The sequence below is a fragment of the Ancylobacter sonchi genome, from assembly GCF_018390695.1.
Taxonomy (GTDB): domain Bacteria; phylum Pseudomonadota; class Alphaproteobacteria; order Rhizobiales; family Xanthobacteraceae; genus Ancylobacter; species Ancylobacter sonchi.
In genome coordinates this window covers 281,546-294,332 of the sequence record NZ_JAHBGF010000011.1, presented here as the reverse complement: position 1 = coordinate 294,332, position 12,787 = coordinate 281,546, and the positions used below count along the sequence as shown (strand labels likewise).

The following is a 12,787-nucleotide window of genomic DNA, read 5'->3' as shown; positions in this document are numbered from 1 at the left end:
TGGCGTCAGATCAGCTTGCCGAGGGCGACCGCCGTGTCGGACATGCGGTTCGAGAAGCCCCACTCATTGTCGTACCAGGACAGCACCCGGACGAAATTGCCTTCCAGCACCTTGGTCTGGTCGAGGTGGAAGATCGAGGAGTGCGGGTCGTGGTTGAAGTCGGAAGAGACGTTCGGCTGGTCGGTGTAGCCGAGGACGCCCTTCAGCGGGCCGTCGGCCGCCGCCTTGATCGCCGCGTTGATCTCGTCCTTCGTCACCTTCTTCTTGGCGACGAACTTGAAGTCGACGACGGAAACGTTCGGGGTCGGCACGCGGATCGAGGTGCCGTCGAGCTTGCCGGCGAGGTCGGGCAGCACCAGGCCCACCGCCTTGGCGGCGCCGGTGGTGGTCGGGATCATCGACAGCGCCGCGGCGCGGGCGCGGTAGAGATCCTTGTGCATGGTGTCCAGCGTCGGCTGGTCGCCGGTATAGGAGTGGATGGTGGTCATGAAGCCGTGGTCGATGCCGATGGCGTCGTTGAGCACCTTGGCGACCGGCGCCAGGCAGTTGGTGGTGCACGAGGCGTTGGAGACGACCAGGTGGTCCTTGGTCAGCTTGTCGTGGTTCACGCCGTAGACCACGGTGAGGTCGGCACCGTCGGAGGGGGCCGAGACCACCACCCGCTTGGCGCCGGCGGTCAGGTGGGCGGCGGCCTTGTCGCGGGCGGTGAAGATGCCGGTGCATTCCAGCGCGATGTCGACGCCGAGCGCGGCGTGCGGCAGCTCGGCCGGGTTCCGCACGGCCGTCACCTTGATCGGGCCGCGGCCGACATCGATGGTGTCGCCGTCGACCGTCACCGTGCCGGGGAAGCGGCCATGCACGCTGTCGAAGCGCATCAGGTGGGCGTTGGTCTCGACCGGGCCGAGATCGTTGATGGCGACCACCTCGATATCGGTGCGGCCCGATTCGATGATGGCGCGCAAAACGTTGCGACCGATGCGTCCGAAGCCGTTGATGGCAACCTTGAGCGTCATGCGTCTACCCCCGGGTAATTGCTTCCTGTTCGATACGAGCAGGAAGGCTCATAGCGCGCCCAACCTTACGACACCAGACGCCTCCGCCGTCGATATGGCTTGAGCGCAGGGCTCGCGACCGCCGCATGCGTCAAAGTCATGACTTCACTCATGACTTTGACGTGCGGCTAATCGTCGATACGGGGGTTTGGCCCCCAGATCAGCCCTTCTTGAGGCGGGCCTTGGCGGTGGCGGCGACGTTCTCGGCGGTGATGCCGAACTGCGCGAACACCTTGGGGGCGGGGCCGGAGGCGCCAAAGCCATGCATGCCGACGAAGGCGGCATCGGAGCCGACGATGGCGTCCCAGCCCTGGCGGATCGCCGCCTCGATGGCGACCTTCACCGGCGCGGTGCCGATGACCTGCTTGCGGGTCTCCTCCGGCTGCTTGAGGAACAGCTCGAAGCTCGGCACCGAGACCACGCGGGTCGGGATGCCCTCGGCCTCGAGCAGGTCGCGGGCGGCGGCGGCGAGCGACACTTCCGAGCCGGTGGCGAACAGCGACACCTCGGCATCGTCGGAGGCGGCGACGATCTCATAGGCGCCGCGCGCAGTGAGGCAGCGCTCATTGGTATCGGTGCGCATCAGCGGCAGGTTCTGCCGGGTCAGCGCCAGCACGCTCGGGCCGTCCTTGCGCTCGAGGGCGAGCTTCCACGCCTCGGCGGTCTCCACCGTGTCGCAGGGGCGGAACACCAGGAGGTTCGGGATGGCGCGCAGGGCGGCGATCTGCTCCACCGGCTGGTGGGTCGGGCCGTCCTCGCCCACGCCGATCGAATCGTGGGTGAACACGTAGACGACGCGCACGCCCATCAGCGCCGCGAGGCGGATCGAGGGGCGGCAATAGTCGGAGAACACCAGGAAGGTGCCGGCATAGGGGATGAAGCCGCCATGCAGGGCGATGCCGTTCAGCGCGGCGGCCATGCCGTGCTCGCGGATGCCCCAGTTGATGTAGCGGCCGTCATATTTCGGCGGCTCGACATAGACCGAGGTGGCCTTGGTCTTGGTGTTGTTGGAGTGGGTGAGGTCGGCCGAGCCGCCCACCATCTCCGGCAGCGCCGCGGTCAGCGCTTCCAGCACGATCTCGGACGACTTGCGGGTGGCGACCGGGGTCTTGTCGGCCTGTGCCTTGGCGACGATGCCGGCGGTGACCTCGGCGAACTTGGACGGCAGCTCGCCGCGTACCCGGCGCTCGAACTCGCCGCGCTTGTCGTGGTCGGTGCCCTTCAGCCGCTCGTTCCAGCTCTTGTGCGCCTGGCGCGAGCGCAGCCCGGCGAGGCGCCAGGCGTCGAGCACGTCGGTCGGCACCACGAAGGGCGGGGCTTCCCAGCCGAGGGCGGCGCGGGTGGCGGCGATCTCCTCGGCGCCGAGCGGGGCGCCGTGCACGCCGTTCGAGCCGGCCTTGTTGGGGGCGCCGAAGCCGATGGTGGTGCGGCAGGCGATCAGCGAGGGCTTCTCGGTGGTCTTGGCGCGCTCCAGGGCGGCGAGGATGGCCTCGGGGTCGTGGCCGTCGACGCGGGTGGCTTCCCAGCCGGAGGCCTCGAAGCGGGCGAGCTGGTCGGTCGCCACCGAGAGCGAGGTCGGGCCGTCGATGGTGATGTGGTTGTCGTCCCACAGCACGATGAGCTTGCCGAGCTTCTGGCGGCCGGCGATCTCGATCGCCTCCTCCGAGATGCCTTCCATCAGGCAGCCGTCGCCGGCGATGACATAGGTGTGGTGGTCGACGAGGTCGGAGCCGAACTGGGCGGCCAGCATGCGCTCGGCGAGCGCGAAGCCCACCGCGTTGGCGAGGCCCTGGCCGAGCGGGCCGGTGGTGGTCTCCACCCCGACGGTGTGGCCGTATTCCGGGTGGCCGGGGGTCTTGGAGCCGAGCTGGCGGAAATTCTTCAGGTCCTCGATGCTCATGCCCTCATAGCCGGTGAGGTAGAGCAGCGAGTAGATCAGCATCGAGCCGTGGCCGGCGGAGAGGATGAAACGGTCGCGGTCCGGCCAGTGCGGGTCGGCGGGATCGTACTTCAGCACCTTGCCGAACAGCACCGTGGCGGCGTCCGCCATGCCCATCGGCATGCCGGGATGACCGGATTTGGCGGCCTCGACGGCGTCCATCGAGAGGAACCGGATGGCGTTGGCCATGCGATCGTGCTTTTCGCGGGTCGACATGAGGTCTGGTGACTCCCAGGGGCGCGTGTTCGGCGCGTGTGCGTTCGGGTGCAAATTCGGGCGTAGAATTCGGCGGGCTTGCGGGCGGGCGCCGCCGGGGCGGCCGTCGGCGCGCCGCATGTGGCCGCCCCGACGTTATCGGGGCCTGCCGCAGTGCGGCATCGACGGGCGCGAGTGATAGCATCACGGGTCGGCCTGTCAAAGGGCGCGACGGGCGGCGAGGGGCCGTTTGCGCCGGTTGACGCCCGGCGCCGGGCGAGACCAATCTAGTCGAATCACGCCTTACGTTACCCATGGAGCGCGCCCGCATGACCGATCCGGCCCCGGTGGACGCCGCCGCGCGGCGCTTCAACGCCGCCATGGAGGCGCTGGAGGCGGCGGTGGAGCGGCGGCTCGACGTCGAGCGCCAGGAGGCGGCGCTCGCCGAGCAGGTCCATGTGCTGGGCGCCGATCGTTCCCGCCTCGCCGCCCAGCTCGACGGCGCGCAGGCGCAGGCCGAGCGGCTGATGGGGGCGAGCGACGAGGTCGCCCGCCGGCTCGGCAGCGCCATGGAAACCATCCGCGCGGTCCTCGCCGCGCAAGACCGCATCCACGAGCGCTGAGGCCCCGCCATGGCCCATGTCACCGTCACCATCGCCGGACGCGCCTATCGCATGGCCTGCGACGACGGCCAGGAGGAGCACCTCTCCCGTCTCGGCCAGGAGGTCGACGCCCGCATCGACGACCTGCGCAAGGCGTTCGGCGAGATCGGCGACCAGCGGCTCAGCGTGATGGCGGCGATCACGCTGGCCGACGAACTCAGCGAGCTGCGCCGCCGCCACCGCGCGCTGGAGCAGGAACTGCAATCGGAACGTGTGCGTCTTGCGGTCGCCACCCAGCGTTCCGAACTCGCCGAGCGCACCGTCTCCGACGCCTTCACCAAGGCCGCCGAACGCATGGAGCGCCTCGCCCACGAGCTCGGCACCACCCCGTCTTCCGACGTGGGGATGGGCTAGGGTTGCGTATTTCTTAACTTGCTCGCAATGGTTGTATGATCTAGTTTCCACGCCGGGGATGAATTCCGGGGGGAATCATGGATCACGTGTTCGTTCGCATGCCGTCGGCGCAGTTCAAGATCGACCTGTTGCAGGGAAGCCTGCTTACCCTGCATCCGGAGCGCCGTCCGCGGGCCTCGCTCACCCAGTCCGATACGATGGTGATGCAGGTCGACGACGTCGAGCGTCACCGGCTCCAGGATCTCGGGGCGAAGATCTATGACGACGTCCAGTTCGAGGTGCTTCCCGGCGGGCTCGGCGGCGGCCTGCAGGATGGTCCGGCGGCGCCCATGGCCCTCGGTAACCTGAAGGACGTCATCGAGCAGATCGGCGCGCCCGAAGCGTGGGAGCGGTCGCGCGGCCGGGGCGTCTCGATCGTGGTCATCGATACCGGGGTGCATGCCGATCTGCGGGAGATCGGTTTGGACCGCCGCTCGGCCATCGACCTCGCCGACGCCTATCGCGGCCAGGTCTGGGCCGACGACAACGGCCACGGCTCGATGTGCGCCGCCATCGCCGCCGGCTCGTCCGTCACCGGCCGCTATGACGGGGTGGCGCCGGAGGCGCAGGTGCTCTCGGCGCGCACCAACCTCAAATCCGTCGATCTCTACCGGATCTATGACCGCCTGATGCGGCAGCGGCAGCAGGGCCTGCTGGAGGGGCCGGTCGTCGCCACCAATTCCTACGGCCTGTATGTCTGCGATTCACCGGACGTGATGCCGGACGACCACCCCTATATGAGCATCGTCGAGGACGCGATCGCGTCGGGCATCTTCGTGTGCTTCGCTGCCGGCAACAACCATCACAGCGGCCTGTGCGAGCATCAGGCCGACCAGTGCGGGCCGAATTCGATCTGGGGGCCGAACTCCCATGACGACGTGTTCAGCATCGGCACGGTCGATCGGCTGCTCACCAATTGCGACACGCTGACGCCGCACGCGGATTCCAGCCGCGGCCCGGGCGAGTGGGCGAAGCGTTTCTTCAAGCCGGACTGCGTCGCCCCGACCTATGGCGAGGTGCCGTGGGGCTCGGTGTATCGCCGCATGGGCTGGTGGGGCACCTCGGGCGCCTGCCCGCAGGTGGCGGGCCTCGCGGCGCTCATCCTGTCGGTGGCGCCGGCGGCCAGCCCCGCCCAGGTGGCACAACTGATACGCGAGACTTGCTCTGGCCTGCCACTGGGGTCAAACTGCGTCGGCAGCGGGGTGATCGATTGCGTCGCGGCTGTCGACAGGGCGGTCCGGGACTGGAGCGTCGCCTAGCGGCGGGGTTTGCGGAAAGGCAGGCTCTGCCTATCTTGTCATCCTTAAGAGCATGGGCGTTGGGTCGCCCCAGGCGTCGGAGGATACATTGCTGTTTCGTTTTTCAAGCCAGGACGAGCGGACGGATTTCCTGAAGCGCCTCCACCTGGAGGCGCCCGCTCTGGAAGAGCAGGTTCAGGCCTCTTATTCGCAGCCTACGGTAGTGACGGTGACGGTCGACGACCGGCACGCCCAGCAACGCCTGCTGTCGATCGCCCGCCAGGACACGGCGGTGAAGATCTTCGGCGACGTGACGTTCTCGACCATGGGCGTGCGCTGAGCGCGCCCGAATGGCCGACTGAGCCCTTGACGGTGAGCGCCGCGGACGGCACAGGGTCTCCTCCCTCTCGTCCGCTCAGCTTGCCGGAACCGTCACCATGATCCGCTCCCCCCTGATGACCGTCATGGTCGCCGCCGTCCGCAAGGCCGGCCGCTCCCTCGTCCGCGACTTCGGCGAGGTCGAGAACCTGCAGGTCTCGCTCAAGGGACCGGCCAATTTCGTGTCGAACGCCGACCGCAAGGCCGAGCGCATCCTGCACGAGGAACTCTCCAAGGCGCGGCCGAATTTCGGCTTCATCATGGAGGAGAGCGGCGAGCGCGAGGGCAGCGACGAGTCGCACCGCTGGATCGTCGATCCGCTCGACGGCACCACCAACTTCCTGCACGGCATCCCGCTGTTCTGCATCTCGGTGGCGCTGGTGCGCGACGGGGTGCCGGTCGCCGGCGTGATCTTCAATCCCGTGACCGACGAGATGTTCATCGCCGAGAAGGGCGCCGGCGCCTTCATGAACGATCGGCGCATCCGCGTCGCCGCCCGCTCGGCGCTGGCGGACAGCGTCATCTGCTGCGGCCTGCCGCATATGGGCCGCGGCGACCTCGCCGGCTTCGGGCGCGAATATGCCGCGCTCGCCCCGCGCGTCGCCGGCCTGCGCCGCACCGGCACCGCGGCGCTCGACCTCGCCTGGGTGGCGGCCGGGCGCTTCGACGGCTTCTGGGAGCGCAACCTGTCGTCCTGGGACATGGCGGCGGGCATCATCCTGGTGCGCGAGGCCGGCGGCTACGTCTCCGATCTCGCCGATGGCGACAAGATGCTGGCCAAGGGCGAGATCATCGCCGGCAATGAGGGCATCCGTCGCGACCTTCTCAACGTGCTGCGCAAGGCCTGAGAATTCCGCGCATATTCCGCGGAATTCCGCTGGTGCGCGTTTCATTTCGAACGCGCTGTGGCATAGTCCGGCCTTGATTTCGGCGACCGCCGTCCTATGGCGGCCGCCGCGTGCAGGAGACGGCCACCGGCAATGGACGCGAACGACCCCTTTCACAAGCTGTCTTCGCCCCGCATCTTCCTGGTGCGGATGTTCGTGTTCCTGCTGCTGTGCGCGGCGCTCGGCTCCGTGCTGCACGAGCAGATCTGGCGGGCCTTCCTCTACAATCCCGGGCTGAACGGCGTCATCTTCGGCGTGCTCGCCATCGGCATCCTGTTCGCCTTCCGCCAGGTGTTCCGCCTGTTGCCGGAAGTCGAGTGGGTGAACGCGTTCCGCCTGGTCGATCCCGGCATCGAGGTGCGGCGCAACCCGGTGCTGCTGGCGCCGATGGCGGCGCTGCTCGGCGACCGCGTCGGGCGCATGACCATCTCGCAGATGACCATGCGCAGCATCATGGAGTCGATCGGCACCCGCCTCGACGAGGGCCGCGACCTGCTGCGCTACCTCACCGGCCTCCTGGTGTTCCTCGGCCTGCTCGGCACCTTCTGGGGCCTGATCGAGACCGTCGGCTCCATTGGCGGGGTGATCGCCTCGCTCGATGTCGGGCCGAATTCCGGCTCGGTGTTCGACGCTATGAAGACCGGCCTCGCCGCGCCGCTGTCGGGCATGGGCATCTCGTTCTCGTCCTCGCTGTTCGGCCTCGCCGGCTCGCTGATCCTCGGCTTCCTCGACCTGCAGGCCGGGCAGGCGCAGAACCGCTTCTACACCGATCTCGAGGACTGGCTCGCCACCACGGTGGAGGATCTCGGCGTCGAGAAGGTGCGGCCGGTGCCGGCGCCGGTGCCGGTCGCCCTGTCGGCGACGCCGGTCACCCCGGCCGGCCCGGCGCCGCTGCCGTCGCCCTCGGCCTTCCTGCCGCCGCCCGGCCTCTCCCAGCTCGATCTCAACCACCTCACCGACGCCGTCGCCCGGCTGGATCGCACCATGACCGAGGCCGGCTCGCAGCGCGTCACCACCGCGATGGCGCATCTCGCCGAGAGCCTGCAGGGGCTGGTGCAGCACATGCGCTCGGAGCAGCAGATGGTACGCGACTGGGTGGAGGCGCAGGCCGAGCAGCAGAAGGACATCAAGAAGCTGCTCGAACGTCTCGCCCGCGAGAACGACCGCGAGCGGGCCTGAGGAGGGCGGGTCCATGGCGCTAGGACGCTCCCGCGGTCGCGAACGCACGATCGACTACTGGCCCGGCTTCGTCGACGCGCTGTCGACGCTGCTGATGGTCTTCATCTTCCTGTTGTCGGTGTTCGTGCTGGCGCAGTTCTTCCTGACCCAGGAGATGACCGGCAAGGACGACGCGATGTCGCGGCTGCAGGCGCAGATCCGCGCGCTCACCGACCAGCTGGCGCTGGAGCGCGCCGGCCAGGACGAATCCGCTTCCGAGATCGGCAATCTGCGCGCCAGCCTCCTGGCGCTGGAGAAGGAGCGCAGCGACCTGCTCGACGCCGCCGAGGCCGCCGCTTCGGTGCCGGCCGACCTGTCGGCGGCGCAGGGCCAGAACGCGGAGCTCGGCCGCCAGCTGGCGCAGCAGAAGGACGCCACCACCGACGCCGCCCAGCAGATCGCGCTGCTCAACCAGCAGATCGCCGCGCTGCGCAAGCAGGTGGCGGCGCTGGACGAGGCGCTGAACATCGCCGAGAAGAAGGACAGCGAGAGTCAGGCCCGCCTCACCGATCTCGGCCGCCGGCTCAATGTCGCGCTGGCGCAACGCGTGCAGGAACTCACCCGCTACCGCTCGGAGTTCTTCGGCCGGCTGAACGCCATTCTCGGCAACCGGCCGGGCATCCGCGTGGTCGGCGACCGCTTCGTGTTCCAGTCGGAGATATTCTTCGACCGCGCCGCCTCCGGGCTGCGTCCGGAATCGATGCCGGCGCTGGACCAGATCGCCGCGGCGCTGATCCAGCTGGAGAAGGAGATCCCCTCCGACCTCGCCTGGGTGCTGCGCGTCGACGGCCATACCGACGACCGGCCGATCCAGACGCCGCAATACCCGTCCAACTGGGAGCTGTCGGCGGCGCGCGCCATCGCGGTGGTGCAGTATCTGGCCGGTAAGGGCGTGTCCCCGCAGCATCTGGTCGCCGCCGGCTTCGGCGAATACCAGCCGCTCGACGGCAGCGACACCGACGAGGCGCGCAACCGCAACCGTCGCATCGAGCTGAAACTCACCGAACGGTAGGGGCGGGCGATGAAGCGGCCGGCGACGAAAGGCGGGCGCTGAGATGATCGCTTCCGGTTCGCCCGTGTTGCGCGGTTTCGGCTGGGACCAGATGCCGGCGATCGCCGATCTGTGGGTCGAGAGCTGGCAGGAAGCCATGCCGGAGATCGATTTCGAGGCCCGTCGCGGCTGGCTGTGCCGGCGCATCGGCGTGCTGATCGATGCCGGCACGCGGGTGGAGACGGCGGTGGACGACGCCGGCCGGGCGCTGGGCTTCGTCACCGTCGACCCGTCGACCGGCTATGTCGACCAGCTGGCGGTGCATCCTGACCATTGGGGGCGCGGCATTGCGCGGGCGCTGATCGAGGCGGCGGCGGCGGTCTCGCCGGCCAGCCTGACGCTGGACGTCAATGAGGAGAACGATCGCGCGGTGCGCTTTTACGCGACGCTGGGCTTCGTGGTGACCGCGCGCGGCACCAACCCGACCTCCGGCCGCCCGACGCTGCGCATGGAGCGTCGGGTCCCGTGAGGCCGCCGGCGAGCCGGTCGCCGAGCCTGCGAGCCTGACGCCGCCGCTCAGATCGGCGAGGCGGCCTCCACCCGAGCCGCCGGCACGTTCTCGCCAAACTGCAGCGCCGCCAGCCGGGCATAGAGCCCGCCCTTCGCCACCAGCTCGGCATGGCGGCCTTCCTCGACGATGCGCCCGTGCTCCATGACGAGGATACGGTCGGCGGACAGCACGGTGGCGAGCCGGTGGGCGATCACCAGCGTGGTGCGCCCCTGCATTGAGCGGTCGAGCGCCGCTTGCACCAGCGTCTCGCTTTCGGCGTCGAGCGCCGAGGTCGCCTCGTCGAGCAGCAGCACCGGCGCCTGGCGCAGGATGGCGCGGGCGATGGCGATGCGCTGGCGCTGGCCGCCGGACAGCGTCACGCCGCGTTCGCCGACCGGGGTGTTCCAGCGCTCCGGCAGCCGCTCGATGAATTCGTCGGCGCTGGCGAGCCGGCCGGCCTCCTCCACCTCGGCGTCGCTCGCCTCGGGGCGGCCGAGGCGGATGTTCTCGCGGATCGAGGCGGCGAAGATGGCGACATCCTGCGGCACGAGGGCGAGGCGGGCGCGCACCGCGCGCGGGTCCGCCGTGGCGATGTCGACGCCGTCGATCTCGATATGGCCGGATTGCGGGTCGTAGAAGCGCAGCAGCAGCTGGAACAGTGTGCTCTTGCCGCCGCCCGAGGGGCCGACGATGGCGACCCGCTCGCCCGGCCGCACCGTGAAGGAGACGCCGGCGAGCGCCGGCAGCTCCGGCCGGGTCGGATAGGCGAAGCCGACCTCGGCGAAGCGCACCGCTCCCACCGGCGGCTGCGGCAGCGCGCGCGGCGCGGCGGGCGGGGCGACCCTGGGCTGTTCGTCGAGCAGTTCGGCGATGCGCCCGGTGGCGCCGGCGGCCTGCGAGACCTCGCCCCACACCTCGCCGAGCTGGCCGAGCCCGCTCGCCGCCAGCACCGCGTAGAGCACGAACTGGCCGAGCGTGCCGGCGCTCATCGTGCCGGCCAGCACCGCATTGGCGCCGGCCCAGAGGATGCCGACCACCGAGGCGAAGATCAGGAAGATCGCCACCCCGGTCAGCAGGGCGCGGGCGCGGATGGCGTCGCGGGCGGCGCCGAAGGCGTGCTCGACCGCGCCGTCGAAGCGTCCCTTCGCCGCTACCTCGGCGGTGTTGGCCTGCAAGGCGCGCATGGCGCTGACCGCCTCGGTGGCGTAGGCCGAGGCCTCGGCGAGCACGTCCTGCGCCTCGCGCGAGCGCTTGCGCACCCCGCGCCCGGAACCGAGCAGCACCACCACGATCAGCGGGATCGCCACCAGGAGGATCACCGACAGCCAGGGGCTGGTGATCGCCATCATGATCGCCGCGCCGATGAACAGCACGATGTTGCGCAGGGCGATCGAGGCGGAGGCGCCGACCGCCGACTTGATCTGGGTGGTGTCGGCGGTCAGCCGCGAGACGATCTCGCCGGCGCGAGCCTGGTCGTAGAAGGCGCCGTCGAGCTTGAGCAGATGCGCGAACACCTGCGCGCGCAGGTCGGCGACGATGCGCTCGCCCAGCGTCATGACGAGGTAGTAGCGCAGCGCCGAGGCGCCGGCGAGCACCGCGACCACGCCGATCATCACCAGGAAATATTGCTGGACATAGCCGGCATGGCTGTTGTCGAAGCCGAGATCGATCATCCGGCGCACGGCCACCGGCACCACCAGCGTCGCCAGCGCGGCGGCGACCAGCGCGCCGAGCGCGGCGGTGGCGCGGCCCTTGTAGCGCTTCACATGCGGCCACAGCGCCATCAGCGGCGAGAGGTCGGCGCGGCGCCGGCGGGAGGCGGTCTCGGCAATCGTCGGCTCGACTTGTGTCACGCTCAGGTCTCGGTTATAGACCCGCACGGATTTCCGGCAGGATCGTTTTTGAAGATCGCCGCGTGGCTCCCTCGGAAGGGGCCGGCCCCGCGGCGGCGAGGATGCAACCCATGAAGAGCAACATCCATCCCGACTACCACTTCGTGAAAGTGGTGATGACGGACGGCACCGAGTACACGACCCGGTCGACCTACGGCAAGGAGGGCGACACCCTTCAGCTCGACATCGACCCCAAGGTTCACCCGGCGTGGACCGGCGGTTCGCAGCAGCTGCTCGACCGCGGCGGCCGCGTGTCGCGGTTCCAGAAGAAGTTCGCCGGCTTCCTCAAGGCCTGATCTGGCCCCGAAGCCGTCGCGCTTCGCGACGACGACTACCCGAAACCCCCGTGCCGCGCGCGGGGGTTTTCGTTTGTCGTCATGGCTTTAGACAATCGGCCGGTCATCTCGCGTGCCGGCGCGCCCGCCGCTGCGGGGTTTTCCCGCGCCGGCGGGGCATTGCCTCACGGCCGTTCGAAGGCGGAGCGCAGCCGGCCGATCTGGCCGGCGACCGCATTGGCGGGGCGCTCGCCGGGCCGGCGCGCCTTCAGCGCCGCGTCGAGCTGCCGCACCCGGCGCTCGAGGTCGAGGCTGCGCAGGATGAGCGCCGCCAGCGGCGCCGGCAGCCGGGCATCCGCCTCGGGGGAGGGGGCGTCGGCGCCGAGGTCGATCTTGCCGGCTTCGCGGCGGGCGGTTTCGGCGCTCATGTCGCCCTCGCTCACCGCCTTCTGCAGCAGCAGCCAGGAGGTGAGGTTCATCAGCCGCGTCGACAGGCGGCGGCTTTCCTCGGCATAGGCGGCCTGCGCCCGGCGTTCCAGTGCGGCGCACTCGGCCCGGCCGGACCCGTCGAGATAATCGGCGCTGGCGTCGATCAGGGCGATGCCCTCGGCGAACAGCGCGGCGAAGGCGGGGGAGGCGACCCGCCGTGCGGCGAGGCTTACCAGCCGCCCGTCGGCGGTCCCGGCGTCGAGGTCGGCAAGGTCGGCCGGCGCGGCGAGCGCGGTCTCGCCGCGATCCGCCCCGTCCGAGGCCGATCCGCCGATACCCTGCCCGTCGAAACCCCGCCCTCCGAAACCCGGCCTGTCGGGCGTCCGCTTCGCCATCTCCGTCACTCCGCGCCGGCGCGGCGGCTCTGCCGCGCCTGATTCGCCCGCCCTGCCCGCAATCCCCGGGCATGATGTCGCGCGCGTCGGGCCGGCTGTCCAGTCGCGTGCGACGGACGGCGCCACTGTCCCCGCAACCCACCGTCTGGGTGCAGGGCCAAAAAAGAGCCGCCCGCAGGCGGCTCGATAGGTCAAGACAGGGAGGCGTCAAACAGAGTGACAGGTGCCACTCGCGTCCAGGAGCTGGACTGTCCCCGATAATGCTTCGGAAAGCTTAACGCGCCGTTAACCCA

Annotated in this window: 13 protein-coding genes; 9 read left to right on the top strand and 4 right to left on the bottom strand. The window is 69.8% G+C overall.

The window, feature by feature from the left end:
* Window positions 1-5 precede the first annotated feature (5 nt).
* Both gap and tkt read right to left on the bottom strand, forming a co-directional pair.
* On the bottom strand, window positions 6-1,013 hold the full coding sequence (gap, locus tag KHC28_RS04825; protein ID WP_214007191.1) for a type I glyceraldehyde-3-phosphate dehydrogenase: 1,008 nt from the start codon (window positions 1,011-1,013) through the stop codon (window positions 6-8).
* 199 nt (window positions 1,014-1,212) lie between these two features.
* Window positions 1,213-3,207: a transketolase gene (gene tkt, locus KHC28_RS04820; protein WP_214007190.1), complete on the bottom strand. Its 1,995-nt coding sequence runs from the start codon at window positions 3,205-3,207 to the stop codon at window positions 1,213-1,215.
* 308 nt (window positions 3,208-3,515) lie between these two features.
* Here tkt and KHC28_RS04815 point away from each other — a divergent pair, with 308 nt between their 5' ends.
* The 8 genes from KHC28_RS04815 (at window position 3,516) to KHC28_RS04780 (ending at window position 9,482) form a co-directional block, all read left to right on the top strand.
* Window positions 3,516-3,809, top strand: a complete 294-nt coding sequence (locus KHC28_RS04815; RefSeq protein ID WP_246564285.1) for a DUF4164 domain-containing protein — start codon at window positions 3,516-3,518, stop codon at window positions 3,807-3,809.
* Window positions 3,810-3,818: 9 nt separating this feature from the next.
* Complete coding sequence (locus tag KHC28_RS04810; RefSeq protein WP_214007188.1) at window positions 3,819-4,202, top strand: cell division protein ZapA; 384 nt, start codon at window positions 3,819-3,821, stop codon at window positions 4,200-4,202.
* Between the two features lie 77 nt (window positions 4,203-4,279).
* Entirely contained in the window at window positions 4,280-5,500 is a 1,221-nt protein-coding gene (locus KHC28_RS04805; RefSeq protein WP_214007187.1) for a S8 family peptidase, read from the top strand.
* An 88-nt stretch (window positions 5,501-5,588) separates the two neighbouring features.
* Window positions 5,589-5,819, top strand: coding sequence for a hypothetical protein (locus KHC28_RS04800; RefSeq protein WP_214007186.1), 231 nt, complete (start codon window positions 5,589-5,591; stop codon window positions 5,817-5,819).
* Between the two features lie 97 nt (window positions 5,820-5,916).
* Complete coding sequence (locus KHC28_RS04795) at window positions 5,917-6,705, top strand: inositol monophosphatase family protein (RefSeq protein WP_214007185.1); 789 nt, start codon at window positions 5,917-5,919, stop codon at window positions 6,703-6,705.
* A gap of 132 nt (window positions 6,706-6,837) precedes the next feature.
* Window positions 6,838-7,923: a MotA/TolQ/ExbB proton channel family protein gene (locus KHC28_RS04790; protein ID WP_214007184.1), complete on the top strand. Its 1,086-nt coding sequence runs from the start codon at window positions 6,838-6,840 to the stop codon at window positions 7,921-7,923.
* A 13-nt stretch (window positions 7,924-7,936) separates the two neighbouring features.
* Window positions 7,937-8,974 (top strand): peptidoglycan -binding protein, encoded by a 1,038-nt coding sequence (locus KHC28_RS04785; RefSeq protein ID WP_214007183.1) that lies wholly within the window; start codon window positions 7,937-7,939, stop codon window positions 8,972-8,974.
* Window positions 8,975-9,017: 43 nt separating this feature from the next.
* On the top strand, window positions 9,018-9,482 hold the full coding sequence (locus KHC28_RS04780) for a GNAT family N-acetyltransferase (protein ID WP_214007182.1): 465 nt from the start codon (window positions 9,018-9,020) through the stop codon (window positions 9,480-9,482).
* A 47-nt stretch (window positions 9,483-9,529) separates the two neighbouring features.
* On the opposite strand, the gene KHC28_RS04775 is transcribed toward KHC28_RS04780, so the two are convergent.
* Window positions 9,530-11,356, bottom strand: a complete 1,827-nt coding sequence (locus KHC28_RS04775; RefSeq protein ID WP_312893086.1) for an ABC transporter transmembrane domain-containing protein — start codon at window positions 11,354-11,356, stop codon at window positions 9,530-9,532.
* Between the two features lie 110 nt (window positions 11,357-11,466).
* On the opposite strand from KHC28_RS04775, the gene rpmE reads away from it, so the two are divergent.
* Window positions 11,467-11,691, top strand: a complete 225-nt coding sequence (gene rpmE, locus KHC28_RS04770; protein ID WP_214007181.1) for a 50S ribosomal protein L31 — start codon at window positions 11,467-11,469, stop codon at window positions 11,689-11,691.
* Window positions 11,692-11,855: 164 nt separating this feature from the next.
* Here the strand turns inward: rpmE and KHC28_RS04765 are convergent, their stop codons facing one another.
* A complete protein-coding gene (locus tag KHC28_RS04765; RefSeq protein WP_214007180.1) occupies window positions 11,856-12,494 on the bottom strand; it encodes a DUF1465 family protein in 639 nt (212 codons plus the stop codon).
* Between the last annotated feature and the right edge of the window lie 293 nt (window positions 12,495-12,787).

Coding starts and splice junctions, on each gene's coding strand:
- KHC28_RS04805 (WP_214007187.1), top strand. CDS start 4,280: ATGGATCACGTGTTCGTTCGCATGCCGTCGGCGCAGTTCAAGATCGAC.
- tkt (WP_214007190.1), bottom strand. CDS start 3,207: ATGTCGACCCGCGAAAAGCACGATCGCATGGCCAACGCCATCCGGTTC.
- KHC28_RS04785 (WP_214007183.1), top strand. CDS start 7,937: ATGGCGCTAGGACGCTCCCGCGGTCGCGAACGCACGATCGACTACTGG.
- KHC28_RS04810 (WP_214007188.1), top strand. CDS start 3,819: ATGGCCCATGTCACCGTCACCATCGCCGGACGCGCCTATCGCATGGCC.
- rpmE (WP_214007181.1), top strand. CDS start 11,467: ATGAAGAGCAACATCCATCCCGACTACCACTTCGTGAAAGTGGTGATG.
- KHC28_RS04795 (WP_214007185.1), top strand. CDS start 5,917: ATGATCCGCTCCCCCCTGATGACCGTCATGGTCGCCGCCGTCCGCAAG.
- KHC28_RS04790 (WP_214007184.1), top strand. CDS start 6,838: ATGGACGCGAACGACCCCTTTCACAAGCTGTCTTCGCCCCGCATCTTC.
- KHC28_RS04780 (WP_214007182.1), top strand. CDS start 9,018: ATGATCGCTTCCGGTTCGCCCGTGTTGCGCGGTTTCGGCTGGGACCAG.
- KHC28_RS04765 (WP_214007180.1), bottom strand. CDS start 12,494: ATGGCGAAGCGGACGCCCGACAGGCCGGGTTTCGGAGGGCGGGGTTTC.
- gap (WP_214007191.1), bottom strand. CDS start 1,013: ATGACGCTCAAGGTTGCCATCAACGGCTTCGGACGCATCGGTCGCAAC.
- KHC28_RS04815 (WP_246564285.1), top strand. CDS start 3,516: ATGACCGATCCGGCCCCGGTGGACGCCGCCGCGCGGCGCTTCAACGCC.